The sequence below is a fragment of the Ketobacter sp. GenoA1 genome (assembly GCF_003671475.1).
Lineage (GTDB): Bacteria > Pseudomonadota > Gammaproteobacteria > Pseudomonadales > Ketobacteraceae > Ketobacter.
This window is the reverse complement of record NZ_RCHM01000042.1, coordinates 280,497-305,134: the sequence shown is the minus strand read 5'-3', so window position 1 is coordinate 305,134 and position 24,638 is coordinate 280,497. Positions and strand designations below refer to the sequence as shown.

Annotated in this window: 22 protein-coding genes; 3 read left to right on the top strand and 19 right to left on the bottom strand. The window is 53.8% G+C overall.

Annotation, left to right across the window (positions count from 1 at the left end; genetic code table 11):
* The first annotated feature begins 141 nt into the window (after nucleotides 1–141).
* Complete coding sequence (locus D9N13_RS15455) at nucleotides 142–591, top strand: Hsp20/alpha crystallin family protein (RefSeq protein WP_290591925.1); 450 nt, start codon at nucleotides 142–144, stop codon at nucleotides 589–591.
* A 51-nt stretch (nucleotides 592–642) separates the two neighbouring features.
* Here the strand turns inward: D9N13_RS15455 and fnr are convergent, their stop codons facing one another.
* The 4 genes from fnr to D9N13_RS15435 form a co-directional block, all read right to left on the bottom strand.
* Nucleotides 643–1,404, bottom strand: a complete 762-nt coding sequence (gene fnr, locus D9N13_RS15450) for a fumarate/nitrate reduction transcriptional regulator Fnr (protein ID WP_290591924.1) — start codon at nucleotides 1,402–1,404, stop codon at nucleotides 643–645.
* A gap of 77 nt (nucleotides 1,405–1,481) precedes the next feature.
* A complete protein-coding gene (gene hemN, locus D9N13_RS15445; RefSeq protein WP_290591922.1) occupies nucleotides 1,482–2,891 on the bottom strand; it encodes an oxygen-independent coproporphyrinogen III oxidase in 1,410 nt (469 codons plus the stop codon).
* Between the two features lie 206 nt (nucleotides 2,892–3,097).
* A complete protein-coding gene (recA, locus tag D9N13_RS15440; RefSeq protein ID WP_290591920.1) occupies nucleotides 3,098–4,126 on the bottom strand; it encodes a recombinase RecA in 1,029 nt (342 codons plus the stop codon).
* 57 nt (nucleotides 4,127–4,183) lie between these two features.
* Nucleotides 4,184–4,771: a CinA family protein gene (locus tag D9N13_RS15435; protein ID WP_290591918.1), complete on the bottom strand. Its 588-nt coding sequence runs from the start codon at nucleotides 4,769–4,771 to the stop codon at nucleotides 4,184–4,186.
* Nucleotides 4,772–4,983: 212 nt separating this feature from the next.
* Here D9N13_RS15435 and mutS point away from each other — a divergent pair, with 212 nt between their 5' ends.
* Nucleotides 4,984–7,569, top strand: coding sequence for a DNA mismatch repair protein MutS (gene mutS, locus D9N13_RS15430; protein WP_290591916.1), 2,586 nt, complete (start codon nucleotides 4,984–4,986; stop codon nucleotides 7,567–7,569).
* 119 nt (nucleotides 7,570–7,688) lie between these two features.
* A complete protein-coding gene (fdxA, locus tag D9N13_RS15425; RefSeq protein WP_290591914.1) occupies nucleotides 7,689–8,012 on the top strand; it encodes a ferredoxin FdxA in 324 nt (107 codons plus the stop codon).
* A gap of 869 nt (nucleotides 8,013–8,881) precedes the next feature.
* Here the strand turns inward: fdxA and rpoS are convergent.
* The 15 genes from rpoS to D9N13_RS15350 all read right to left on the bottom strand — a co-directional run bounded on the left by rpoS (nucleotide 8,882) and on the right by D9N13_RS15350 (nucleotide 24,440).
* Nucleotides 8,882–9,877 (bottom strand): RNA polymerase sigma factor RpoS, encoded by a 996-nt coding sequence (rpoS, locus tag D9N13_RS15420; RefSeq protein ID WP_317622527.1) that lies wholly within the window; start codon nucleotides 9,875–9,877, stop codon nucleotides 8,882–8,884.
* Between the two features lie 109 nt (nucleotides 9,878–9,986).
* Nucleotides 9,987–10,727 (bottom strand): peptidoglycan DD-metalloendopeptidase family protein, encoded by a 741-nt coding sequence (locus D9N13_RS15415; protein ID WP_290593094.1) that lies wholly within the window; start codon nucleotides 10,725–10,727, stop codon nucleotides 9,987–9,989.
* 197 nt (nucleotides 10,728–10,924) lie between these two features.
* Nucleotides 10,925–11,881, bottom strand: a complete 957-nt coding sequence (locus tag D9N13_RS15410; RefSeq protein ID WP_290591910.1) for a DUF368 domain-containing protein — start codon at nucleotides 11,879–11,881, stop codon at nucleotides 10,925–10,927.
* Between the two features lie 50 nt (nucleotides 11,882–11,931).
* Nucleotides 11,932–12,561 carry a protein-L-isoaspartate(D-aspartate) O-methyltransferase gene (locus D9N13_RS15405; RefSeq protein WP_290593092.1) on the bottom strand — a complete coding sequence of 210 codons (630 nt, stop codon included), beginning with the start codon at nucleotides 12,559–12,561 and terminating at the stop codon, nucleotides 11,932–11,934.
* A gap of 150 nt (nucleotides 12,562–12,711) precedes the next feature.
* The gene (truD, locus tag D9N13_RS15400) at nucleotides 12,712–13,743 is read right to left on the bottom strand and encodes a tRNA pseudouridine(13) synthase TruD (RefSeq protein ID WP_290591908.1); all 1,032 of its coding nucleotides are present in this window, start codon (nucleotides 13,741–13,743) and stop codon (nucleotides 12,712–12,714) included.
* The gene (gene ispF, locus D9N13_RS15395; protein ID WP_317622526.1) at nucleotides 13,740–14,213 is read right to left on the bottom strand and encodes a 2-C-methyl-D-erythritol 2,4-cyclodiphosphate synthase; all 474 of its coding nucleotides are present in this window, start codon (nucleotides 14,211–14,213) and stop codon (nucleotides 13,740–13,742) included. The genes truD and ispF overlap by 4 nt, the downstream gene beginning before the upstream one ends.
* 34 nt (nucleotides 14,214–14,247) lie before the next feature.
* Nucleotides 14,248–14,949 carry a 2-C-methyl-D-erythritol 4-phosphate cytidylyltransferase gene (ispD, locus tag D9N13_RS15390; RefSeq protein WP_290591904.1) on the bottom strand — a complete coding sequence of 234 codons (702 nt, stop codon included), beginning with the start codon at nucleotides 14,947–14,949 and terminating at the stop codon, nucleotides 14,248–14,250.
* A gap of 6 nt (nucleotides 14,950–14,955) precedes the next feature.
* Nucleotides 14,956–15,273, bottom strand: coding sequence for an FtsB family cell division protein (locus tag D9N13_RS15385; RefSeq protein WP_290591902.1), 318 nt, complete (start codon nucleotides 15,271–15,273; stop codon nucleotides 14,956–14,958).
* Nucleotides 15,274–15,412: 139 nt separating this feature from the next.
* Entirely contained in the window at nucleotides 15,413–16,711 is a 1,299-nt protein-coding gene (gene eno / locus D9N13_RS15380) for a phosphopyruvate hydratase (RefSeq protein ID WP_290591900.1), read from the bottom strand.
* Between the two features lie 42 nt (nucleotides 16,712–16,753).
* Nucleotides 16,754–17,623, bottom strand: a complete 870-nt coding sequence (kdsA, locus tag D9N13_RS15375) for a 3-deoxy-8-phosphooctulonate synthase (RefSeq protein ID WP_290591898.1) — start codon at nucleotides 17,621–17,623, stop codon at nucleotides 16,754–16,756.
* Nucleotides 17,624–17,682: 59 nt separating this feature from the next.
* Complete coding sequence (locus D9N13_RS15370) at nucleotides 17,683–19,326, bottom strand: CTP synthase (RefSeq protein ID WP_290591896.1); 1,644 nt, start codon at nucleotides 19,324–19,326, stop codon at nucleotides 17,683–17,685.
* Nucleotides 19,327–19,437: 111 nt separating this feature from the next.
* Nucleotides 19,438–20,799 carry a tRNA lysidine(34) synthetase TilS gene (gene tilS / locus D9N13_RS15365; protein ID WP_290591894.1) on the bottom strand — a complete coding sequence of 454 codons (1,362 nt, stop codon included), beginning with the start codon at nucleotides 20,797–20,799 and terminating at the stop codon, nucleotides 19,438–19,440.
* Between the two features lie 16 nt (nucleotides 20,800–20,815).
* Complete coding sequence (locus D9N13_RS15360; RefSeq protein ID WP_290591893.1) at nucleotides 20,816–22,774, bottom strand: GldG family protein; 1,959 nt, start codon at nucleotides 22,772–22,774, stop codon at nucleotides 20,816–20,818.
* 14 nt (nucleotides 22,775–22,788) lie between these two features.
* Nucleotides 22,789–23,523 carry an ABC transporter permease gene (locus D9N13_RS15355; protein ID WP_290591891.1) on the bottom strand — a complete coding sequence of 245 codons (735 nt, stop codon included), beginning with the start codon at nucleotides 23,521–23,523 and terminating at the stop codon, nucleotides 22,789–22,791.
* The gene (locus tag D9N13_RS15350) at nucleotides 23,523–24,440 is read right to left on the bottom strand and encodes an ABC transporter ATP-binding protein (protein ID WP_290591889.1); all 918 of its coding nucleotides are present in this window, start codon (nucleotides 24,438–24,440) and stop codon (nucleotides 23,523–23,525) included. Before D9N13_RS15350 ends, D9N13_RS15355 begins: the two co-directional genes overlap by 1 nt.
* Nucleotides 24,441–24,638 lie beyond the last annotated feature (198 nt).

The following is a 24,638-nucleotide window of genomic DNA, read 5'->3' as shown; positions in this document are numbered from 1 at the left end:
GTCAATAAGGACCAACATTTGGTTTTTTGAGTCAATACAGTACGCAGACACAGTGCTGATGAAGTTGATGCACATCAATTGAAATTTTCCCGGCCGGCCTTATAAACATCCCTGTAACACTTACCTAGCGGAGGGAATCACATGACTACGTCAAAACAAATGAGCAACTCGTTACGCGGATTTGACAATTTCCAGCAGTTGGTGGACAACTTCTTCGGGCGCAGCAGCGGTGGATTTCCCGCCTTTGCTGACGAGGCTTTCAATATGCCGGCCACTGATATTTCCGAGAACGAATCAGAGTACAGCATCAGTGCGGAACTGCCTGGCATCCGCAAAGAAGACATCGATGTATCGCTACACGATGGTGTGCTGTCCATTGAAGCCCACAGCAAAAGCGAGCACGAGGAGAAAGGCGACAAACAGATTCGCTCTGAGCGGCGTTATGGCAAATTTGTGCGGCGTTTCACCCTGGGGGACCATGTCGATGATGGCGCGGTACAGGCGACATTCGAAAACGGCGTGCTCAAACTGATTGTTAAGAAAAGCGCCCCACAGGAAGCCCCCAAACCGAAAACCATCCCCATTGGATAAACAAAAAAGGCGCACCGCAAGGTGCGCCTCTTGCAGGCCTGAAGGCCGATCTCAAGCGGACTTCACCTTTGACTCCATGCCATTGGACATGTGACACAGGCCCTGCATATCAAGGACTTCCACTTCCTTGCCATCAACGAAGATAACGCCCTGTTTCTGCAAACGGGTGAAGACACGGGAAACGGTTTCTACCGCTAACCCCAGAAAATTACCGATGTCGTTGCGCGACATGGGCAGCCGAAAACCGGAAGCAGATAATCCACGTTTTGTATGCCGGGTAGAAATACTTAACAGAAGCGATGCGATGCGTTCTTCCGCACTCTTCTTACTGAGCAACATGATCAACTGCTGGTCTGCCTGAATCTCTTTACTCATCAATTGAAAGAAATGACGTTGCAAAGACGGTATCTGGGCTGAAAGCACTTCCAGCTTATCAAACGGTATCTCACATACTGCTGCCGTCTCCAGTGCCTTGGCCGAGTTGGAATGAATATTGGTGCTGATTCCATCCACGCCCAACACTTCCCCCGGCAGATAAAAACCGGTTACCTGCTCTTCACCGTCTTCCGTCACCGAGTAGGTTTTGATGGTTCCGCTGCGAACCGCAAAGATCGATGCAAAGGGGTCACTGGCGCGAAACAGGTGCTCGCCTTTTTTCAACGGCTTGCTGCGCTTAATAATGTTATCCAGCTCGTTAAGCTGGGTGTTACTTACCGCCACGGGGAGGCATATGGGATTCAGGCTACAATCCGTGCAGGATACGTTGATATTGCGGGTAGGAACGCGGTTCTGGGATTCGTGCTCTGAAGACATAGGTGATTCCGTGCTGAATAACTGGGGCAGTCGTACTCATTGAACTAGTTCAGCGATACTAACACGGTTTTACACACCTAGAGAACTCTTGAAAAACGTCTTCCCTCTTTCACATGTTGCGGCAAATAGACATCAAACAGCATGCATATCTTCCTCACCACCAGGCGCCCCTTGGGGGTGACGTTATACACACCGTTTTGCAGGGACAACAGCCCGGCATTCACAAACTCATTCAAGCTTTTGATTTCACTTGAAAAGTAGTGTTCAAAACGAATACCAAACTGCGCTTCTATCTGGGTCGGAATGAGCCAGTTCTGACACAGAAGTGACATGATGACCGCGCGACGGATTTCATCATCGGTTGACAGCACCACGCCCGCATTCAGTGGTGAGTTGTTTTCCTCCACAAGACCCTGATACTCAGTGATGGATTTGGTGTTCTGGCAGTAAATATTGTTGATCAGACTGATGGATGATACCCCCAGCCCAACCAGATCAGCGTCTTTAAAGGTGGTGTATCCCTGAAAGTTCCGGTGCAAACTGCCTTCTGCCTGCGCCAGTGCCAGCTCATCGGTTGGTTTGGCAAAATGATCCATTCCGATATAGACATAACCGGCATTCATAAGCTGATTGGAGGCGTCACATAATATTTGCAGCTTTTCTTCCGCCGGGGGCAGCGCTTCTTCCGGCAGCAAACTCTGGGATTTAAATCGCTGCGGCAGGTGAGCGTAATTAAACAAAGAAATTCGATCCGGTGACAGGTCGATTACTTTTGTTATGGTCTCGCGAACCGATGCAACCGTCTGGTGCGGTAATCCATAGATCAGATCAAAGTTAACAGACCGATACTGATAGTTTCTGGCCGCCTGCAGCAAGTCTCTGATCTGCTCATAAGACTGCACCCGGTTAATGGCTTCCTGAACCCGTTGGTCAAAATCCTGAATGCCCAGGCTGATCCGGTTAAAACCAAGCCCCTTGAGTAAACCAAGCTTGTTCCCATCGATGGTGCGGGGATCGATCTCGATGGAGTATTCACCCCGTTCGGGTTCCACCAGATGAAAATGTCGGCCAATCTCAAACCACAGCTCTGTCAACTCGGCATCACTGTAATAGGTCGGTGTACCTCCACCCCAATGCATCTGATAAACCGGGCGCGCAGCATCGAAATCCTTCGACTTTAATCTGATCTCTTTGATTAATGCATCCAGATAGCGGCGCTTTTTCTCATCACTTTGGGTAATAACCTTGTTGCAGGCGCAGTAATAGCAAAGGGATGCACAAAACGGTAAGTGCACATACAGGGAGAGCGGCATGCGGGAGGCATTACTACGGCCTACCGCATCTTTGTAATCCTGATCGGTGAATTCTTCATGGAACTGCAACGCGGTAGGGTAGGAGGTATAACGAGGGCCCGCTACATCGTGCAGCCTGATAAACTCACTGTCCCATAGTGAATCCTGACCTGACTCTTCTTTCACCAAACGCATAGAGTATTCCCGCTACCACTGAATATTTACGAGTGTCATACACTGTGCATTATGCTGAAACCCGAACAAGGTATCTTGACCCACGTCAACGCCAGGCATACGGGCGGGCAAAGTCCCCTCAAAGCGTTGATCCAAAACAAAAAAGCCGACGCATTACTGCGTCGGCTAAACAACTTTGGACATTGTTTTAAACGAATACGATTACATCAGGCTTCTGCCAGAGCTTCTTCATCCTTTATCGGTGTTTTAACGCTCAACATCTGGTTGCGAATTTCCTGCTCAATGGTAGTGGCGATGTCCGTGTTATCTTCAAGGAACTTGGCCGCATTGGCTTTACCCTGCCCGATCTTATCACCCTGATAGGAATACCAGGCACCCGATTTGTCCACCAGGCCACAGGCCACACCTAAATCCAGCACCTCGCCCATATGATAAATACCCGACCCGTACAAAATCTGGAATTCAGACTGTTTGAAGGGAGGTGCCACCTTGTTTTTCACAACTTTAACGCGGGTCTCATTACCCACCACTTCTTCACCTTGCTTCACTGCTCCGGTACGTCGAATATCCAGACGGACAGAAGAATAAAATTTCAGTGCATTGCCGCCGGTGGTGGTTTCCGGGTTACCGAACATAACACCAATTTTCATACGAATCTGGTTGATGAATACCACCAGGCAATTGGCCTGCTTGACACTGCCGGTGATCTTACGCAACGCCTGCGACATCAGGCGTGCCTGCAAGCCTACGTGACTGTCACCCATTTCACCCTCGATTTCCGCTTTTGGCACCAAGGCAGCAACTGAATCCACAATAATCACGTCAACCGCGTTGGAGCGCACCAACATATCGGTGATCTCCAGCGCCTGCTCTCCGGTATCGGGCTGGGAAACCAGCAGGTCGTCAACATTCACTCCCAGCTTCTGGGCATAAATAGGGTCCAGAGCGTGCTCCGCATCCACGAAGGCACAGGTTAAGCCCTGCTTTTGCGCCTGTGCCACGGTGCTCAATGTCAGGGTCGTTTTACCGGAAGATTCGGGACCATAGATTTCAACAATTCGTCCCTTGGGCAGGCCCCCGATACCCAGGGCAATGTCCAGCCCCAGTGAACCTGTGGAAATGACGGGAATCGCCTGCAATTCCTGATCGCCCATGCGCATAACCGCACCCTTACCAAACTGCCGCTCAATCTGAGACAGCGCAGCACCCAGTGCCTTTTTCTTGTTGTCATCCATCAATCATTCCTCACAGTTATTCGACTACCCAATCAATTACTGTATATTTAAACAGTATTATTCTGAATCATCAAGTAATTGCGTTAATTCTTTTTTCTGGGCTGCTGTGGATAGCGCGGCCGGGGACGGCTGTTCAGCAAGCCAGCGGCGAATTCGCACCAGCAAGCCCTGTAGGGCAAGGGTGACGGCTGCCGCCCTCACATCACGCCTGCTGCCGGGCAGCACCGCCAGGGAGGCGTCCAGTTGCCCTCCCACATGCCAGGCCAACCAGACGGTGCCAACGGGCTTGTCGTCCGTGCCGCCATTCGGGCCGGCAATACCGCTGATGGCAACCGAAAAATCAGCGCCGGATTTCTTCAACGCACCGGCGGCCATCTCTTCCACCACGGCGCGACTGACGGCGCCATACTTGTTGAGCGTGCGCACCTTCACACCCAGCATATCCCGCTTGGCCTGATTACTGTATGAAATATAGGCTCGATCAAACCAGCCTGAACTACCGGCCACCTGAGTGATCGCCTGGGATACCCAACCACCGGTACAGGATTCCGCTGTAACTATTTTTTTGTCCTGGTCTGTTAACAAAGCACCGAGCTGTGTTGCCAGCGCTTCAATCAACAGCACTTGATCCGAGTACAACAACATTGACTGTTCTACGTGAGAAAATTGTCCTGAATTCTACTGGTTTAATGCCCCTGGAACCACGCCGAATCCACCCTATTTTCGGTAGTTAACCGAACTGACTTTTCTGCCTGTCCAACACCACCCATTTTAGCCTTCTAGTTCTTTCAAACCCACCCAGACAGGGTACAATGCCAGTTTTTGATTATTCAACTCAGGGCCCATCAGAAAACAGCATGTCTGCAGCACAAGCACAACAATCAAAACACACCCCGATGATGGAGCAATACCTGCGCATCAAGGCCGATCACCCCCATGAGCTGGTGTTTTACCGCATGGGCGACTTTTACGAACTTTTTTACGAAGACGCACAAAAAGCCGCCGATTTATTGGATATTACCCTGACACAACGGGGCCAGTCAGCGGGCAAGCCGATTCCCATGGCCGGGGTGCCTTACCATGCTGCGGAAAACTATCTCGCACGCCTGGTTAAGATGGGTGAATCCGTGGCAGTGGCGGAACAGATCGGTGATCCGGCAGCGAGCAAGGGGCCGGTAGAGCGCAAAGTGGTCAGGGTGGTCACCCCCGGCACGGTCAGTGATGAAGCCTTACTGGATGAAAAATACGATAACCTGTTGTGTGCCATCACCCAGCACCTGGACAAATTCGGTATCGCGCATCTGGACATTTCCAGTGGCCGGTTTTTCGTCTCAGAGGTCGATGGGGAAGCCGCCCTGATGGCGGAACTGGCGCGCCTGAACCCTGCCGAGTTATTGGTGACGGAGGACTCTCACCTTTACAGCCTGGTGTCCGGGCGCAAAGGCCTGCGTTCACGCCCAGCCTGGGACTTTGACCAGGAATCAGCACAACGGGCCCTGGTGCAGCAGTTCCAGACCCAGGATCTGGGCGGCTTCGGGTGTGACAGCATGACCATTGCCATCGCTGCTGCCGGTTGCCTGCTGCAATACGCCAAAGAAACCCAGAAAGCCGCCCTGCCTCACATTCGTGGCCTGGCAGTGGAGACATTGAGCGATTGTGTGGTGCTGGACAGCGCCACCCGGCGCAACCTGGAACTGACCGAAAACATTCATGGCGAAGACAAATACACGTTGGCCTGGGTTTTGGACAAGACCAAAACCGCCATGGGGGGGCGCATGCTGCGCCGCTGGCTGCATCGCCCGATACGCAACCGAAAACAGTTAACACAACGGCAGGACACCATATCTGCCCTGCTGGACAACTACCAGTACGAACCCATTCAAGCGGTACTCAAGCAAATTGGGGATATCGAACGCATCCTGGCGCGGGTAGCCCTGAAATCAGCCCGGCCCCGGGACCTGTCACGGTTACGCGACGCCTTTAATGCCCTGCCTGCTCTGCAAGAGGCCATAAAGGCCATTCACTCCACCGTGATGACGCATCTGGCAGAGGACATCGGTGAATACCCGGAATTGGCCGAGCTGCTCAATACAGCCATTATAGACACCCCTCCGGTGCTGATTCGGGATGGTGGTGTCATCGCGGAAGGCTTTGACGCCGAACTGGATGAGCTGCGCGCCATCAGTGAAAATGCCGGCCAGTTTTTGGTGGATCTGGAGCAGCGGGAACGGGAGCGCACGGGACTGACAACGCTGAAGGTCGGTTACAACCGGGTCCACGGTTACTTTATTGAGATCAGCAAAGCCCAGTCAAAACAGGCGCCGGAAGAATATATTCGGCGCCAAACCCTGAAGAATGCTGAACGCTATATCACCCCGGAACTCAAAGCGTTCGAAGACAAAGCCCTGAGTGCAAAGAGCCGGGCTCTGGCGCGGGAAAAGTCCTTATTCGATTCCCTGCTGGATCGATTGGCCGAGCAACTGTTTGAACTGCAGGGCAGCTTTATGGCGGTGTCAGAGCTTGATGTTCTGGCCTGCCTGGCCGAACGTGCCGATACGCTCGCGCTGTCCAGGCCCACGCTGACTGATGAAGCCGGCATGCAGATCGAAGCCGGCCGTCATCCGGTGGTGGAACAGGTGCTCTCTGACGCATTTATACCCAACGATCTGCGGCTGGACAGTTACCGTCGCATGCTGGTGATCACCGGCCCCAACATGGGCGGTAAATCCACCTTCATGCGCCAGATTGCTTTGATTGCCATCCTGGCCCACGTGGGCAGTTTCGTACCGGCAGCCCAAGCCAAAATTGGCCCCCTGGACCGCATTTTTACCCGCATAGGTTCCTCTGACGACCTGGCCAGTGGCCGTTCCACCTTTATGGTGGAAATGACCGAGACCGCCAACATTCTGCATAACGCAACCCGTCAGAGCCTGGTACTGATGGATGAAATCGGCCGCGGTACCAGCACCTTCGATGGGCTTTCTCTGGCCTGGGCTTGTGCCAATCACCTGGCCGTCAAAATACAGGCGCTGACCCTGTTTGCGACCCATTATTTCGAGTTGACCCAGTTGCCGGATCAGGCACCCAACGTGGTTAATGTACACCTGGCGGCCAAAGAGCAGGGGGATACCATTCTGTTTTTGCACAAGGTGATGGAAGGCCCCGCCAACCAAAGCTATGGTTTACAGGTGGCGAAGCTGGCCGGTGTACCTGCAAATGTCATCACCAATGCCCGTAAAAAACTGGCGCAATTGGAAAAGCAGGATCTGAATAATCAGGCGCTGACCCATGCCAATCAACCGTTGCAGTCAGATCTGTTTGCAGAGCCTGCGCCCCCCCACCCGGTGGTGGAGATGCTGGGCAAACTGGACCCGGATTGCATCAATGCGAGACAAGCGCTGGATTTGGTGTATAAGCTAAAAGAAATGACCGAAAAGTCATAGCGCGCAAGCTTTTGTATACCAACGGCTTGAGGGTTATGGACAAAGCACAATTTGAGTTGCCTGTGGTTCATATAGGCAGTAGACTCCCCGGCGTAAAATTTAGTAGAGGGCGCTAATTCATGACATTCGTTGTTACCGATAATTGCATAAAGTGCAAATACACGGACTGTGTTGAAGTCTGTCCAGTGGACTGCTTCTACGAAGGACCCAACTTCCTGGTTATCCACCCTGATGAGTGCATCGACTGCGCGCTGTGTGAACCTGAATGCCCGGCAAACGCCATTTATTCTGAAGATGAAGTGCCTGCCGATCAGCAGGAGTTTGTTGAGCTGAATGCTGAATTAGCCGAGACCTGGCCCAATATCACCGAGAAGAAAGACCCCTTGCCCGATGCTGAAGAGTGGGATGGTGTTGAAGGCAAGATCCAGTACCTGGATAAATAATTTCCCAACCAATTATCCCAACACAAAAAAGAAGGGCGGTTTTTACACCGCCCCACCTCGCTTGGATATCCTTACCCAGGCTTCCTGCCTAATGTCCCTGACGATCATCCTGATCGTGTCCTTGAATCAGCATCCTGCCGACATGGAAATCATACTCCACAGCACGCAAAACAACACCATTACAAATCGACACAATTTGAACTCGATTGTCGAACAATTATATTTAAGCCTTTAAAATCAATATTTTATGATGAGACAACTTTGTAAGAATGGGCTTTTCAGAGGTAGAAACTTTGAGTCTCGCACACAGATGTAAGATATTTCCTACACAGACCAGGGATTATGTCCTATGATGTGCAATATAGAAATTTGAAGTATTCTTTGGAAAAAACAAAGAAGGGCGGTTCAACCGCCCACCTCGCTTCGAACTTTTCCTAAGCTCTTATACCGTATCCCTTACAGCACACTATCGTGGCTCCCTGCATCTTCCATGAATTCCCTGAAGCAATTATTTTGCTTCTGATTCATCCTTGAGAATTCCTGAATGCCTTCCTGGCAAGCTCTTCTTCCATATCAGGCTCATCCATTTACGTCTGCTCCTGCCGACTTGAGAAGTCTACCCTGGCCGAATACTAAAACAATACTCGCGCACCTTCCCCTTGACCTGCCTTATTACAGCCGCCTCATTTAGTACTTAAAATTCAACAAGTTAGACAACATTGGCAGCGGCGCCTGTGTATATTTCATCCTCAGACCTACACAACTGCAGGAAATATCTCACAAAAGTACACGCATACATCCCACAAACACAAAACGCGCCATTGGGCGCGTTTTGTGTTTGTGCTAAAAGCTGTCAGCAATGTCTTGGATCAGCCACCAAAGATAGCTTCACCTGTGAGGCCTTGCTTCTCAAGCAAATCCCGAAGTCGTTTGAGTGCTTCCACCTGGATCTGTCGGACTCGTTCCCGGGTCAACCCTATTTCCAGCCCCACCTCTTCCAGCGTGCTCATTTCATACCCACGCAAACCAAACCGCCGGGCTATCACCTCCCGTTGCTTGCTGGGCAGTTGATCCAGCCAATAATCAATGCTGTAGCGCAAGTCTGCATCCTGCAACAACTCTGCAGGATCAGATACATTGGTATCGGCAATGGTATCCAACAGAGACTTGTCGGAGTCATGGGCCATGGGTGTGTCAACCGACGATACCCGCTCGTTCAACCCCAGCATCCGCTTAACGTCCTCCAGGGGCTTATCCAGCAACTCCGCGATTTCCTCTGCACTGGGCTCATGATCCAGCTTCTGGGTCAGTTCACGGGCGGCACGTAAATAGATATTCAATTCCTTGACCACATGAATCGGCAGGCGGATGGTCCGCGTCTGATTCATGATAGCCCGCTCGATCGTCTGTCTAATCCACCAGGTGGCATAGGTCGAGAAGCGGAAACCCCGTTCAGGGTCGAATTTTTCCACCGCCCGGATCAAACCGAGGTTGCCCTCCTCAATCAGATCCAACAGGGACAATCCGCGATTGACATAGCGCCGGGCAATCTTAACCACCAGTCGCAGGTTACTTTCAATCATCCGTTTACGTGCATCTTCATGACCACGCAACGCACGGCGAGCGTAATAAACCTCTTCTTCCGGGGTTAGCAGCGGCGAAAAGCCTATTTCATTGAGATACAGTTGGGTGGCGTCCAGGGTTTTCTGCATGCCTGGTTGAGCCACAAAGGAATCATCATCACTGTCATCCGAGCCGCTGCGTTTGTCACGCAATTCGGCAGCACGTTCTTCGAACGCATCCTCAAGATCAGTGTCTTCTTCTACGTATTCCAAGTCTGGATTGTCTTCCCGCTCTGCTTGCATCATTGCTATCTTCCCGCGCTATTTAGTTTTTATCACCGCCCACATTGATGCGGCCCCGTGCTTGTAAGTCTGCTCACAGAGCAGTAAATATGCTTGCCTGCCGTCCCACTCAGCGATTTGGCAAATACGTCATCGGATTAACCGGCTTTCCATCGCGACGAATTTCAAAGTGCAGCTTGTCACGATTTGCGCCGGTAGAACCTATTTCGGCAATTTTCTGCCCAGCTTTAGCGATATCACCTTCACTCAGTAGTAATCGGCTGTTGTGGGCATAGGCACTCAAGAACGTTTCGTTGTGCTTGATGATGATCAGATTGCCGTAGCCCACCAAACCGGTTCCGCTATAGACAACCTTGCCATCCGCCGCTGCAAATACAGGTTCTCCTTTCCTGCCGGCTAAATCGATCCCTTTATTGATCCGCCCCGATAACGAGAACGATTCAATCACAGGACCTTTTGTTGGCCAGCTCCAAGACATATCTACCTTTTTATGTCTTTGATTTGCAACTTTTTCTTGGACCGGTTTGGTATTGGTTTGCGGTTTCTTATAACGACTTGTTTGTTTGGATGTCGTACGTTGAGTGGGTGCTTGAGGGCTGCGGCTGCGCGCTACAGTGGAAGATTCCAGGCTGATAACCTGTCCGGGGTAGATGCGGTAAGGGGCGGAAATGCCGTTACTTTTGGCTAATTCTTCGTGATCACGATTATAGCGCCAGGCGATTGAGTACAAAGTTTCACCGGCCTTAACCTGGTGAGAGCCTTGAGTGACGGGGGCTGGAGAACGATATACGTTTCTGATGGGCTCATAGCGGGAAGGGCCACAAGCGCATAGCAGGCACGCAAGCCCCATCACCTGTAAGCACTTAATAACGGCCTTCTTCCTCAGAAACACTATGCTGCTCCGCCCACCCGCTCCTGTTCAGATCACAAATTCGCCTAAATTACTTTAGAATCAAAATTCATAAACCTCTTAGGCTTATTACGACAAAATCTAACCGTTTTTTGAACGAATTCACACTAGCTGATCACTATTTGTTCAAATCTGAACTAATGATCCGCTGTTGGTTCACTGGATTTCGTCTTTCCCAAGCGCTCCAGAAACAACACCAGGACCACCGCAAACACCATCAGCAGAACGCTCAGCATCAGCTTGGGATCCTGCCCGGTGAGTTCCAGGTAGCTTTGCGGCAGGACATTGGCCTGATCTACCGGCACCGTCTCACCGTGGCTATTGATTCTGGTGGTGAGCGTTTGCTTCCAGGGCCAGATTTTGTTCAACGATCCCAGCATGAATCCCGTTAACACCGCCATGGTAAGATTGTGATAGTGATGCAGCAACCAGGACAGCAGTCGCGTAAACAGTAATAAGCCAAAAACACAGCCCGCGGCGAATATCGCCAGATTAATCAGCTCCAGGGATTTCACTGCACCGATCACATGGGCGTACATGCCCATCAACAGCAGAATAAAGGAGCCGGAGATTCCCGGTAACACCATTGCACAAATGGCAATGGCACCGGCGATAAAGAGGGTCAGCGGATTGAGGGCTATTTGCTGGGGGGACACGGTGGTAATCAGAAACGCAGTAACCGCGCCTCCGGCAAGCCCCAGAACAGTGTTGAGCTGCCATCGGGGAATCTGTTTGCCAATGTACAGGGCGGAAACCAGAATCAGGCCGAAGAAGAACGACCACAGCAGCTCCGGTTGCGTTTTCAGCAGATGAGACAGAATCTTGGACAATGTGAATATGCTGGTGAGAATGCCCAGCATCAGGGTCAACAGGAAATTACCGTCCACTGAACGCCATGCCGCTAACGGCCCCTGCTTCAACAGAATCCCAATGGTTTTGGGCCCCATTGCACCAATGCTGTCAATCAGCCGTTCATAAATGCCGGTGATGAAGGCCACAGTACCCCCGGACACACCGGGTACGATGTCCGCCGCCCCCATGGCCATGCCCTTTACATAAATCCAGACGAAATCTTTTGCCGATGGGCTTTCCATGTTTGAACTACCTGGTTCGGGAGAGGGTGAATGGCGCGCCTGGGGATTACTCAACGCAGGCCGGATCGGAAGGGCACGAAACGCACATCTTCGATAAATTCCCGCTCATATCCCTGTTCCGTTCGTGTAATACGAAACAGCTTCTGCTCATGCTCCCCAATGGGAATTACCAACCTGCCGCCAATCGCCAGCTGTTCCAGCAGTTCCTGAGGAACATCGGCGGGAGCGGCCGCCGCCAAGATGCCGTCAAAAGGCGCTTTTTCCTGCAACCCCACGCTGCCATCCGCATAGCGAAGCATGACATTATTAATCTTTAATGCGCGCAAACGATGACGTGCTTTTTCCTGCAGTACCTTGATACGCTCGAGGGAAACAATTTCTTTGGCAAACCGCGCCAGGACTGCAGTCTGATAGCCTGAGCCCGTACCGATTTCCAGCACTTTGTCCAGAGGCGCCCCTTCAATCAGCAGTTCCGTCATGCGGGCAACAATATACGGTTGCGAGATGGTCTGGCCATGCCCGATGGGGAGCGCGGTGTCTTCATAGGCCCGATGCGCCAGCGCCTCATCCACGAACCAGTGCCGGGGCACACTGCGAATTGCTTCCAGAACCGCGTAATTGCAGATCCCCTGATCCTGCAAACGCGCTATCAAGCGATCCCGGGTACGCTGTGACGTCATGCCGATACCATTCAGCCCCGTTGCTGCCAGAAAAGAATCGTTCACTCGCTGGTCCTCATCCCGTGTACGTCAATCATCTCAATAAATTCTTGTTATTCAAGTAATTCATTGTAAAAGAAGGTGTTGAAAACGGCGAGTCGAATTGTGGCTTTATTTTGCCTGGAGGATAGAAAGATCCTTAAGCTTGACTAATTCCCGCAACACCGTGGTGGCAAAGGCTCCTTTTGGCAGTTCAAACTCCAGGGTTTCACCCAGCGTATCGGACCCCAGCACCAGGTTGTGAGGCAGTAGCCGTAACGCCCGCACATCAACCTTCATATTTGCCAGCTTGAAGAGCGCCAGAATCGAAGGCGGCACCCCTGCGCTTTCAGCCCCCGCCAGATAGCCCCCGAGATGAATATCGCCGCCGTTATAACGGGCCTGCAGGGTTGTGCTCCACGCCGCCTCGTGAAAGTAACTCTGATTGCCATCGAGCATGATGGGGTCCCCCGGCTGCCATGCTTGCCAGGTACCGGCCCGAACCCGCTGCCCCAATTCTCCGTTAAACAGCCAGCTGCGCAGGGTGGTCAATACCCGACTGCGTTGCGCTCTATCTTCCGGTAATTTGCCTTCCCCGGCATATGCCAGCGCTTCGTCGATGTTGGCACCATGATGGCCAAACCGTTGCGGCCCAAAATAATTCGGCACACCGGAGGCTGCCACAGCGGCGGCCCGCGACTGCAGATCCTCTGGGTTTCGTACATTACGCAGACGAATAAAAAAGCGGTTACTTTTATGGGTTCCGATACGAAGCTTGCGGTGGTGCCGGCCAAATCGCAACAGGCGGATCCCCTGCGCGGCCAATTGTTGCTGATCCGGCTGCGGGTCTTTTCCCGGCAGATGAATGGAAAACCATTGGCTGGTAAGGCCACGCCGGTCCTTAAGGCCGGAGTAACTCACTTGGCGCTGGGACACACCAAACAGTCGAGCCAGACACTTCACGGTGTAACGGGTGTTGTGATCATCGGTCTGCAGCAACAGGAACAGATGTTCGCCATCACCACTGGGCTCAAAACCCAACACCTCCTCCACCACGAAATCCCCGGCACAGGTTTTAAAGTCGGCTTGGGCTGTTGGCACACCACCGGCATAAGGCGCATGCTCCAGTCCATGGGCAGGCAGCCCCTGATGCAACTCGCTCACAATGGGCAGATCAAAGCCACAGCGTGCACGGCAATGCCCTCTTTGCGGCCGGTGTAACCCAAGTTTTCGGTGGTGGTGGCTTTCACGTTGACCGCCGTCAGCGCAACCTCTAGATCGGTGGCGATGTGCTGGCGCATGGCCGGAATATGAGGCGCCATTTTGGGGGCCTGCGCGACGATGGTGATATCCACATTGCCCACCCGATAACCCGCTTCCACCAAACGAGCGACCACGGTACGTAACAACTGCCGACTGTCGGCACCCCGGTAGCGGGCATCCGTATCGGGAAAATGCTGACCGATGTCCCCCAGCGCCGCCGCCCCCAGCAGAGCGTCCGCCAGGGCATGCAAAGCAACGTCGCCGTCGGAATGGGCAACAAAGCCCTGCCCATGGGGAATGCGCACGCCTCCCAGCATCAAATGGTCACCGCTACCAAAACGATGGACGTCAAAACCATGGCCGATTCGAATCATGCTTGCTTACCTGGCTCCGGTAGTGGTTGTATCATTGCCGCTGAATATACAGTTCAGTGAGAGCCAGATCCAGGGGGTGGGTAATCTTGATGTTGTCATGCATACCTTCTACCAGAAGGGGGTGATGACCAAGCCGTTCCATGGCAGCGGATTCATCCGTCACCAAGAGGCCTTCATCCAGTGCAGACTCAATGGCGCGACGCAGATCACCCAGACGAAACAACTGTGGAGTCAGGGCATGCCAGAGTTGACTGCGGTCCACGGTGGCCTCGATTTGATTAATGCGGTTACCACGCTTCATGGTGTCCCGCACTTGATTGGCCAGAATACCGCCCACTGCATCGAACTGTTCCACCTGCCGGATCAGCTTCCGGACATCGTCGGCACGGACACAGGGCCTGGCCACATCGTGTACCAGCACCCAATCCTGATCACTGCCCAGCTCAGTGACATAGCGCAAGCCGTTTAACACGGAATGGCAACGTTCAGCCCCCCCAATCACGGTCTTGATACGGCTATCCCTGGCAATCTTCAGGGATTTGAAATGATTGTCTTCGGCACTGATCGCCACAACAACCTGGCTGATCTCACTCAGGGAAAGCAAGCGCTCCAGTGTGTTCTCAACCACGGTTTTACCGTTCAATTGCAGGTATTGTTTGGGCATTGCCGAGCCGAAGCGTTTCCCCACACCTGCGGCTGGCACTACGCACCATATACGAGTAGAAGCGTTCATGTGATTTTACTGCTGGTCGTCGTCTATTATCAGAAAGAAGGTTTCATCTTCTTTCACCATCCCCAATTGTGTACGAGCCCGCTCCTCAACGGCATCCAACCCTTCCTTGAGGTTCTTTACTTCCGCCCGCAATCTCTTGTTACGTTCCGCCGCCAAATAGTTCTCTTGCTCTTGACGCTCAATTTCACCCTTGAGGCGCCAGATATCAGCCAGACTGTCTTCCCCTATCCACAACCGTAACTGCAGGGCAAAGAAACAGATCACCAACACCCAGAATAAAAACCGGGGTAACGTAAACCATGACTGTTGACTGTTTTCGGTCATTTTTATTGCTGTACTGTCAGCATCGGCGGAACATGCGCTTAAGAATGGAGCCTTAGCCTTGATTGGTCAAGCGACAAAAGACTCACGGAAAACGCCAAACCGGATGGCCTGGCGTCTGCAATGGCATAAGGGATGCTGTTTATTTGAAAGCGCGGAATTCGGCTTTACCCTTATAAGGGGCCTGCTCTCCGATCACCTCTTCAATACGCAACAACTGGTTATATTTGGCCACCCGGTCGGAACGGCACAAAGAGCCGGTCTTGATCTGGCCTGCCGCCGTTGCCACCGCCAGATCAGCGATGGTGGCATCTTCGGTTTCGCCGGAGCGATGCGAAATGACGGCGGTGTAACCGGCATCTTTCGCCATTTTAATGGCGTCCAGTGTTTCGGTGAGGGAACCGATCTGGTTGAACTTGATCAGGATGCTGTTGGCAATGTCTTTCTCGATGCCTTCTTTCAGGATCTTGGTGTTGGTAACAAACAGGTCATCCCCCACCAGTTGAACTTTCTCACCGAGCTTTTCGGTGAGCACTTTCCAGCCATCCCAATCCCCCTCATCGAGGCCGTCCTCAATGGAGATGATGGGATAACGGCTGCACAGATCCGCCAGATAATCAGCAAATTCCGCTGAAGTCAGGGATTTGTTATCGCCGGCCAGAACGTATTTGCCATCCTTGTAGAATTCCGTTGCCGCACAATCCAGCGCCAGGGTCACATCTTCGCCCAGTTTGTATCCGGCTTTTTCCACCGCTTCTGAAATAACTTTAAGCGCTTCTTCATTGGAAGACAGGTTAGGCGCGAAACCACCTTCGTCCCCCACCGCTGTATTCAACCCCTTGGCGCTGAGAACGGATTTAAGGGCATGAAAAATTTCCGCTCCGCAGCGCAGGGCTTCTGCGAAATTCGGCGCTCCCACCGGTTGAATCATGAACTCCTGGATGTCCACGTTGTTGTCGGCGTGGGCACCACCATTGATGATGTTCATCATGGGAACCGGCATGCTGTAAGGGCCCGCTTTGCCATCCATCACTTCGCTGATGTGCTGGAACAGAGGCACCTGCTTGTGCACCGCTGCGGCTTTGGCCACGGCAAGGGAAACCGCCAGAATCGCATTGGCACCGAATTTGGATTTGTTCTCGGTTCCATCGGCATCGATCATGGCCTGGTCGATGGCACGTTGATCCAGCGCATTTTTACCTTTGAGCAGGGTCTGAATATCGTTGTTAACGGCCGCTACCGCTTTTAAGACACCCTTGCCCAGATAGCGGGACTTGTCACCATCGCGCAACTCCAATGCCTCACGGGATCCGGTGGAGGCACCGGACGGCGCGCAGGCAGTCCCCGCCGCACCGGATTCCAGAATAACGTCCGCTTCTACAGTGGGGTTTCCTCGTGAATCCAGCACTTCCCGGGCGCGGATTTGAGTGATCTTAGGCATGATCAGGATGTCTCCTATGACAAATGTGATACGTAAATTAAATCAGTGGGTGTCCAGCTCTGTAAAGCCTTTCACCAATTCGTCCAACGCTTTCACCTGGGCCAGGAACGGCTCCAGCATGGCAAGGCGCAAGGCACAGGGGCCATCGCACTTGGCTTTATCCGGGTCTGGATGTGCTTCCAGAAACAGGCCGGCCAGGCGCTGGCTCATGCCGGCCAGAGCCAGTTCGGTAACCTGGGCGCGGCGGCCGCCGGCGGCCTCTGCTAATCCGCCGGGCATTTGCAGGGAATGGGTGACGTCAAAAAACAGCGGATTGCCGAACTCTTTCATGATGCCGAAGCCCAGCATATCCACCACCAGGTTGTTGTAACCGAAGCTGGAGCCCCGTTCACACAGGATCACCTGGTCGTTACCGGCCTCTTCGCACTTGCGAATGATGTGTTTCATCTCCCGCGGTGCCAGGAACTGCGCCTTCTTGACGTTGATGATGGCCTTGGTTTGCGCCATCGCCACCACCAGATCGGTTTGCCGGGAGAGAAACGCCGGCAACTGGATGATGTCGCAGACTTCCGCCACCGGCCCGGCCTGATGGGGCTCGTGCACATCCGTAATAATGGGCACACCGAAGGTGGATTTGATTTCTTCAAATATCTTCAGGCCCTGATCCAGGCCCGGCCCGCGGAAAGAACTCACCGACGAGCGATTGGCCTTGTCAAAAGACGCCTTGAAAACGTAGGGAATACCGAGCTTTTCCGTCACTTTCACGTAGCTTTCGGCGATTTCCATGGCCAGGTCTCTGGATTCCAGCACATTCATGCCGCCAAACAGCACGAAAGGCAGATCGTTGGCCATTTTGATGACCTCCCCTTTCGGGGTGGTCAGCTCGATCACTTTCTGGGGTTGTTTGCTCATTGTGAGTTCCCTTTGCTCCACACTGCATCCACGCCTGCGGCGTTATTGGTAATGTACGCCTAATCTTTGCTGCCCAGCTTGCTGTCTTTATGCACCTTGGCTGCCTTGATGTACCCGGTAAACAACGGGTGCCCGTCGCGGGGGGTTGACGTAAATTCAGGGTGGAACTGACAGGCCACAAACCAGGGGTGATCCGGCACTTCAATCATCTCAACCAGGGACCCGTCCATTGAACGCCCGGCCACCCGCAGACCGGCTTTTTCCAGGGCAGGAACATACTTGTTGTTGACTTCATAACGGTGGCGGTGGCGTTCAAACACCACCTCTTTGCCGTACAAATCCCGCGACCGGCTGCCATCCACCAGGCGGCATTCCTGCGCCCCCAGTCGCATGGTGCCGCCCAGGTCGGAATCCCCGTCCCGTTGCTGCACGGAGCCGTCCTCTTCACGCCACTCGGTAATCAAGCCCACCACCGGTGTTGCGGTATCTTCAACGAATTCGGTGCTGTGGGCATCGCTCAGGCCCGCCATGCCCCGGGCGTACTCAATGACGGCAACCTGCATACCCAGGCAAATTCCCAAATACGGAACCTTGTTTTCCCGCGCGTAGCGCACCGCTGCAATCTTGCCCTCGGTGCCCCGCTTACCGAACCCACCCGGTACCAGAATGGCATCATAACGGGACAGACACTCCACCCCATCGCGCTCCAGATCTTCGGAATCCACGTATTCAATATTGACCTTGGTGCGGGTACGGATACCGGCGTGCAACAAGGCCTCGTTCAGGGACTTGTAGGCATCCGCCAGATCCGTGTACTTACCCACCATGGCAAGGGTAATATCGTGCTGCGGATTCAGCTGTGCATCCACTACGCCGGTCCACTCGCTGAGATCGGCTGGTTTGCAGTCCAGGCCCAGTTTTTCCACCACAAAATCGTCCAGCCCCTGGGCATGCAACACCGAGGGGATCTTGTAGATGGTGTTAACATCCATCAGGCCAATCACCGCGCGCCGTTCCACGTTGGTAAACAGGGCGATCTTGGCCAGCGAGGAATCCGGAATCTTGTGATCGGAACGGCACAACAACACGTCCGGTTGCAGGCCGATGGAGCGCAATTCCTTAACTGAATGCTGGGTGGGCTTGGTTTTGGTTTCACCCGCAGTGTCGATATAGGGCACCAGGGTCAGATGGATGAAGACGGAGTTATTGGAGCCCAGCTCAACCCGCAACTGTCGTACTGCTTCCAGGAAAGGCTGGGATTCAATGTCACCCACCGTACCTCCGATCTCCACCAGCAGCACATCCACTCCCAGATCATTGTTGAGGATCCGGTTTTTGATCTCATCGGTAATATGGGGAATCACCTGCACCGTGGCCCCCAGATAATCACCACGACGCTCCTTTTCAATGACATCAAGATAAATCCGCCCGGAGGTGAAGTTATTCTTTTTGGTCATGGTGTTACGAATGAAGCGTTCATAATGGCCCAGGTCCAGATCGGTCTCGGCGCCGTCTTCGGTGACAAACACTTCTCCGTGCTGATAGGGGCTCATGGTGCCCGGGTCGACGTTGATATAAGGGTCCAGTTTCATCATGGAGACCTTAAGGCCACGGGCTTCCAAAATAGAGGCCAGGGAGGCTGCTGCTATTCCTTTACCCAAGGAAGACACAACACCACCCGTCACAAAAATATATTTTGTCATCGACTTACCAGTGAACGGAGAATGGAAACGGTTGTACAGGGACTGCCAAACAAGGTTGGCTAACGCCCTACTCAGAATGGACCGCAATTCTACCTGATTAGGGGGGCAGACTCAATCTTGAGCAGCATCACCCGGATCCCAGAGCAATCCCAGCTGATCATCCCCGGATTGGGGCAGAAAACCCTCACACACCCACAGCCCCGGTAATCCGGCTATTTGATCACCGCGCCACAGAATCGGCCAGAGGCCCCGCAGCCATGGGGGGACACCTTCTTCCTGGAACAAATCTTTAAGGGGTTTCATGGGGCGCCCCGGGAGCTGCAAGCGTTCTCCGCCGCGGCGAAAGCGCACGGTCAAAGGCTCAAGCCCGCTTCCCTCCAACAGCGCCCGCCGGGAAAACGCCGGCGCGGAGGCGTTGACCAGTAATCGCCCCAGGGGCAAGGCATGGGGCCGCTCAAATTGATCGACCGGTATCGCCAGCCCCCCCGGCTCCGGCAGCGGGCGATTGAGGGCATACAGAGTGGACTGATAACGACGCACACTGTTGTGGCCCCAGGCCACCAGGGGCTGCCCATCCGGCGCGGCTGTGAGAACCTCGTTGAGTATCCTCAGGGTGATGGTTTCGCTGGGGGGTTGAACGCCCTGCCGCCGTAACCAGTAGCGCAGCAGGTTTTTCTGGCGCGCCAGGCCAAGCCCCTGCAAGGCGCTGGTCTGCAGACCGCCATCAGCCCGTGGTTGCCCCAGATCCAGCGCCGCCAGCTCGTCCAGCAGCAGAGCCGATTCCCGGGCCAGGCGGGCAGATCGGGCCAGTGCCTGATTCAGCTGTGGACGCGCGTTGCGCCACTGGGGTAACAACCGCAGCCGGATAAAATTACGTTCCATGGCCGGATCGCGGTTACTGGGGTCGTCCACCCAGGCCAGATCATGATCGTGGGCGAATTGTTCCAGTTGGACACGATCCACCGCCAGCAGCGGGCGCAGCAGGGTGAATCCATGCTGCTCACTGCAGGAGGTCATGGCCCCCAGCCCCAGCGGGCCACTGCCCCTGGCCAAACGTTGCAACATGGTTTCAACCTGATCATCACGGTGGTGTGCCAGCAGCAATCCGTCACCGGACTGGAGAAATTCCCGGAATGCGGCGTAACGGGCCTGACGGGCCACGGTCTCCAGACTGCCCGCCTCCGTGTTCACCAGAACCTTGCGCACGGTGCACTCGATCTGCCACCGGGCGCACATTTCAGCGCACTGCCGTTGCCACTGCTCTGCCTGCGGCTGCAGTTGATGATTGATGTGAATGGCGTGCAGCGCGGGCCGGTGGTCAGCCGGCTGCTGCAACCACCATTGATGGGTCAGGTGCAACAAAGCGGTGGAGTCCAGGCCACCGCTGAGGCCCACCACAATACGGCGAAGCCCCGGCTTGACGGCCAGGGCTTGCGCGATCAACTGTACATCAACGTTCGACTGATAGGACACTGTGCTCCGGCAGCCCTCAGCGGCGCCGGCGACGATACACCGCCACCGCGATCACCAGCAGGGTCAATAATAAGGGTACCAGTGCAATATTGATCAGTTTCAGTTTGAAGTCCAGCTGTTCAATGTCCTTATTCAGCTGGTGCTGAACGTTACGCAGCTTTTTACGTATGGCCAGCTTTTCCTGTTGGAATTGCAGCAACTGCGCCTCCACTTCCGGGGTGAGGGTGATGCTGTTGCCATTGTCACCCTGCTGGCTCTGCAGCTCCATGAGCTTTTGCTCTACGGCCTGAAGCTGGTTCTGCAGATCCTGCTCCACATCCCGGAACCGGGCTTCCGCCTCCCGCTGCATGGCTTTAACCACGGTAAACGGTCGGAAATACCGCCCCTGCCCGCGAATACTGATCAGATCGGAGCTTCCCGTCAGCATATCCACGGCGTTGAAGAAGAAATCGCCATTATCGGCAAACGGGGATGCGACGTTCTGACCAAAGAACTGACGAATCTGAACCCAAAGCCGATCACTGAGCACATCGGTATCGGCCACGATCACCACATTGATGGGCTGCCGGGAGCGTTTCAGATACTCCATGGGCTTGGCATCGGACGCCGCTGATTCCGCGGCGCTGCCTTGCTCTTCAGCAGCATCACTGGCCTCGTCCACGCCGTCATCCTCATCGGCAGCACCGGTTTCGCTGATGGGTACTCCATCCGGAAACGCAGTTTCCACTTCACCCCTGATCGCCGCCGCCAACACATAGCGTTCTCCGGTGGGCGCGAAACCCATGGCCAGGCCACGGGGATCCTGCATCATATCCAGCTTACTGGCGACAATGGGCATGGCGTACTCGGTGGAGGTCATCAGCGCGGCCATCTCAGTGGCAGCATCCTCAACCCGGGTGATGTAACCCGCACTGGACAGATGTACTGTTTCCAGTTGGCTGACGATGGGGTTATCCCGCGTCAAGTTCTGATCCGTTAACTGCAGAATGCCTAAATGACGCACCGGCTGGCCGCTGGGGCTGCCCACCTGCAATGCCAGCTGGGCATCGCCAACGAATTCCTGGGTGGAAACATTCACCCCCCAGGTATTAAACAACTTGTTCAGGTCATCCGATGCCTTACTTGCCCCCATTTGCGCCTGTTCGGCGTAGGGGTCGACAAAAAACAGCGCATGCCCGCCCTGCAACACATACTGATCAATGGCAAACAGGGTCTGCTCCGATAATTCCTTGGGATGAATCACCACCAGCAGTTCGTAGTCGTCCGTGGCAATATCCTGCTCATCGTTGCCGATGGTTTTCACCTCAAACAATTGCTTGATCTGCTCCACACTGAACCAGGGCTGGGTGGGCTGCCGCATCATCATATTGAAGCCCCCCGCCACATCCAGGCCGGCGATCAACCCCACCCGGGGCTTACGCTCCTGGCTGACTTGATAAATCATTTTAGCAATGTCGTATTCCAGAAACTCCTGGCGCTCGGGCTTGAAGAAAGGAATCTCCAGGGTCGGGCGCTCGTTTTCTTCCGGGCTGGCGCCGTCCTCCATTTCACCGTATTGCGCCACCAAACCGAAATAAACACTGTCACCGGCGTTACCAATGGGAGCCGCCTGCAGGCCAAATGCGGCGGCGCGATCCTCATCTTCCGAAAATGGCTCCGGATCGATTACCGTCAGGTTTATTCTGCCGTCGGACGCCAGTACAAATTCCTCCAATAACTCCCTCACCTGCTTGGCGTAATTACGCCAGGCCAGGGCCTCTTTCGTGGTACTGTCGGAAAAAAAGAAATACAGATCCAGAGGCTCATCCAGATCCTGAACAATATTTTTGCTGCCGGAAGATAAGGTATAAAGGCCACCCTCGGTCAAATCAATTCGGGCGCCCTTGAACAACCAATCCGTGAACAATGTGGAAAACAACACCACAATGGCCAGCACAACCAGGCCGGCACCTGAAAACCATTTGCTTACTCGCATCGTGTCGGCTCCTTTTAGTTGGCTTTCTTGATATCAATAACAATGGCGGTGGCGGTAAGCCAGCCGGCCATCATGATGACGAAATACAACACATCCCGCAGATCCAACACCCCCTTGGCGAAGGCGTTGAAATGGGTAAGAAAGCTTAATGCCGCCACTGATTCGATGAACCAGTCAGCCACCCAGTCCGGCCACCAGCCCAACACAATTTCCCAACCACTTACCATCATCAGGAAGCACACCACCACTGACAGAATAAAGGCGATCACCTGATTTTTGGTGCAGGCGGAAATACAGGAACCCACCGCCAGCATGGCTCCGGCCATCAGCCAGCTGCCGATATAACTGGCCAGGATCACACCGTTGTCCGGATCACCCAGATAATTCACCGTGAACCAGATGGGGCAGGTCAGAACCAGCGCCACGCCGGTAAAGATCCACGCCGCCAGGAACTTGCCCAACACCATATCCCGCAAGCTGATGGGCAGCGTCATCAACAGCTCAAGGGTGCCGCTCTTGCGCTCTTCCGCCCACAAACGCATGGACAACGCCGGCACCAGGAACAAATATAACCAGGGGTGATAATTAAAGAAGGTACGCAAATCGGCCTGGCCATTTTCAAAAAAGCCACCAAAGAAAAAAGCGAATGAGCCTGCCAGCACCAGGAAAATCACCGTAAAAACATAAGCCAATGGTGTAGCAACATAACTGGCCAGCTCACGCTTGAATACCACGTTCAACTGATTCATCAGGCCACCTCCCGGGTAATGGTGCGGAACACTTCATCGAGGCGGCCGCGCTCCACGTGGAGTTCTTCCACCTGCCAGCCAAATTTCTGAATCAACTCGTTGACCGGAACAAACAGAGATTGTCCCGCCCGGGGGAACACCACCAGTCGATCCTGATCGGCCTCAACACTGGCCACCTCAGGCAACTTCACCAACTCACTTTCTGCGTTGTCGGCACTTTGCAGCACCATGCTCACCGCGCCATGGTAACGGGACCGGGCCTCCAGCTCCTCTGGTGTGCCATCTGCCAGAATTTTACCGGCGGCGATAATGATGGCCCGGGTGCACACCGCCGTTACCTCTTCCAGAATATGAGTGGAGATAATCACAATCTTGTCCTTCGACAGATTGGCAATCAGATTGCGCACCTCCTGCTTCTGATTCGGGTCCAGGCCATCGGTGGGCTCATCCAGAATCAATACCTTGGGATCGTGAATGATCGCCTGGGCCAATCCCACCCGGCGCTTGAAACCTTTGGACAGGGTTTCGATGGTTTGATCAGCAACGGCGCCCAATTGCAGAGTATCTTCCACATGCTGGATACGCTCACGCAGTGGTGCCCCCCGAAAACCACGCACCTGCCCGATAAAATGAAGAAACTGGCGCACCGTCATATCGCCGTAACTGGGGGCGCCTTCCGGCAGATAGCCAATCAGCTGCTTGGCTTGCAATGGTTGTTCTGTGGCATCGTGATCAAATACGGTAACTTTGCCCAACGTGGGCGCCAGAAAGCCGGTGATCATTTTCATGGTGGTGGACTTGCCGGCGCCATTGGGCCCCAGAAAACCCAGCACCTCCCCGGGTGCCACTGAAAAAGAGAGGCCGTCAACCGCGGTAAACGGGCCAAATGACTTGGTTAGATTATCAATTCTGATCATGCTTGTTCCCTGTTCTCAATTAACAGCGTGCGACACGGATCGCACCGAGACACGAAAAGACAAAAAATTCAGTTTTTTTATCAGCCAGGCGGCAGACACTGTTGGGCATGGCCGCCAACCCCGCAAAACGCCCCTTTTGACAGAACATGCCGCGGAAAGTTCGCAGCGGACTGCAACGGCAGGTGCGCCGGTAATATG

What these genes read in the sequence shown, in the direction of transcription:
- rpoS (WP_317622527.1), bottom strand. Translation starts at nt 9,877, where the DNA reads ATGCAAGCAGAGCGGGAAGACAATCCAGACTTGGAATACGTAGAAGAA.
- hemN (WP_290591922.1), bottom strand. Translation starts at nt 2,891, where the DNA reads ATGCGTTTGGTGAAAGAAGAGTCAGGTCAGGATTCACTATGGGACAGT.
- D9N13_RS15455 (WP_290591925.1), top strand. Translation starts at nt 142, where the DNA reads ATGACTACGTCAAAACAAATGAGCAACTCGTTACGCGGATTTGACAAT.
- D9N13_RS15360 (WP_290591893.1), bottom strand. Translation starts at nt 22,774, where the DNA reads ATGCGAGTAAGCAAATGGTTTTCAGGTGCCGGCCTGGTTGTGCTGGCC.
- D9N13_RS15350 (WP_290591889.1), bottom strand. Translation starts at nt 24,440, where the DNA reads ATGATCAGAATTGATAATCTAACCAAGTCATTTGGCCCGTTTACCGCG.
- D9N13_RS15410 (WP_290591910.1), bottom strand. Translation starts at nt 11,881, where the DNA reads ATGGAAAGCCCATCGGCAAAAGATTTCGTCTGGATTTATGTAAAGGGC.
- recA (WP_290591920.1), bottom strand. Translation starts at nt 4,126, where the DNA reads ATGGATGACAACAAGAAAAAGGCACTGGGTGCTGCGCTGTCTCAGATT.
- D9N13_RS15415 (WP_290593094.1), bottom strand. Translation starts at nt 10,727, where the DNA reads ATGGGGCTTGCGTGCCTGCTATGCGCTTGTGGCCCTTCCCGCTATGAG.
- fdxA (WP_290591914.1), top strand. Translation starts at nt 7,689, where the DNA reads ATGACATTCGTTGTTACCGATAATTGCATAAAGTGCAAATACACGGAC.
- ispD (WP_290591904.1), bottom strand. Translation starts at nt 14,949, where the DNA reads ATGAACGCTTCTACTCGTATATGGTGCGTAGTGCCAGCCGCAGGTGTG.
- fnr (WP_290591924.1), bottom strand. Translation starts at nt 1,404, where the DNA reads ATGTCTTCAGAGCACGAATCCCAGAACCGCGTTCCTACCCGCAATATC.
- D9N13_RS15385 (WP_290591902.1), bottom strand. Translation starts at nt 15,273, where the DNA reads ATGACCGAAAACAGTCAACAGTCATGGTTTACGTTACCCCGGTTTTTA.
- mutS (WP_290591916.1), top strand. Translation starts at nt 4,984, where the DNA reads ATGTCTGCAGCACAAGCACAACAATCAAAACACACCCCGATGATGGAG.
- D9N13_RS15435 (WP_290591918.1), bottom strand. Translation starts at nt 4,771, where the DNA reads ATGTTGTTGTACTCGGATCAAGTGCTGTTGATTGAAGCGCTGGCAACA.
- eno (WP_290591900.1), bottom strand. Translation starts at nt 16,711, where the DNA reads ATGCCTAAGATCACTCAAATCCGCGCCCGGGAAGTGCTGGATTCACGA.
- D9N13_RS15370 (WP_290591896.1), bottom strand. Translation starts at nt 19,326, where the DNA reads ATGACAAAATATATTTTTGTGACGGGTGGTGTTGTGTCTTCCTTGGGT.
- kdsA (WP_290591898.1), bottom strand. Translation starts at nt 17,623, where the DNA reads ATGAGCAAACAACCCCAGAAAGTGATCGAGCTGACCACCCCGAAAGGG.
- D9N13_RS15355 (WP_290591891.1), bottom strand. Translation starts at nt 23,523, where the DNA reads ATGAATCAGTTGAACGTGGTATTCAAGCGTGAGCTGGCCAGTTATGTT.
- D9N13_RS15405 (WP_290593092.1), bottom strand. Translation starts at nt 12,561, where the DNA reads ATGACGTCACAGCGTACCCGGGATCGCTTGATAGCGCGTTTGCAGGAT.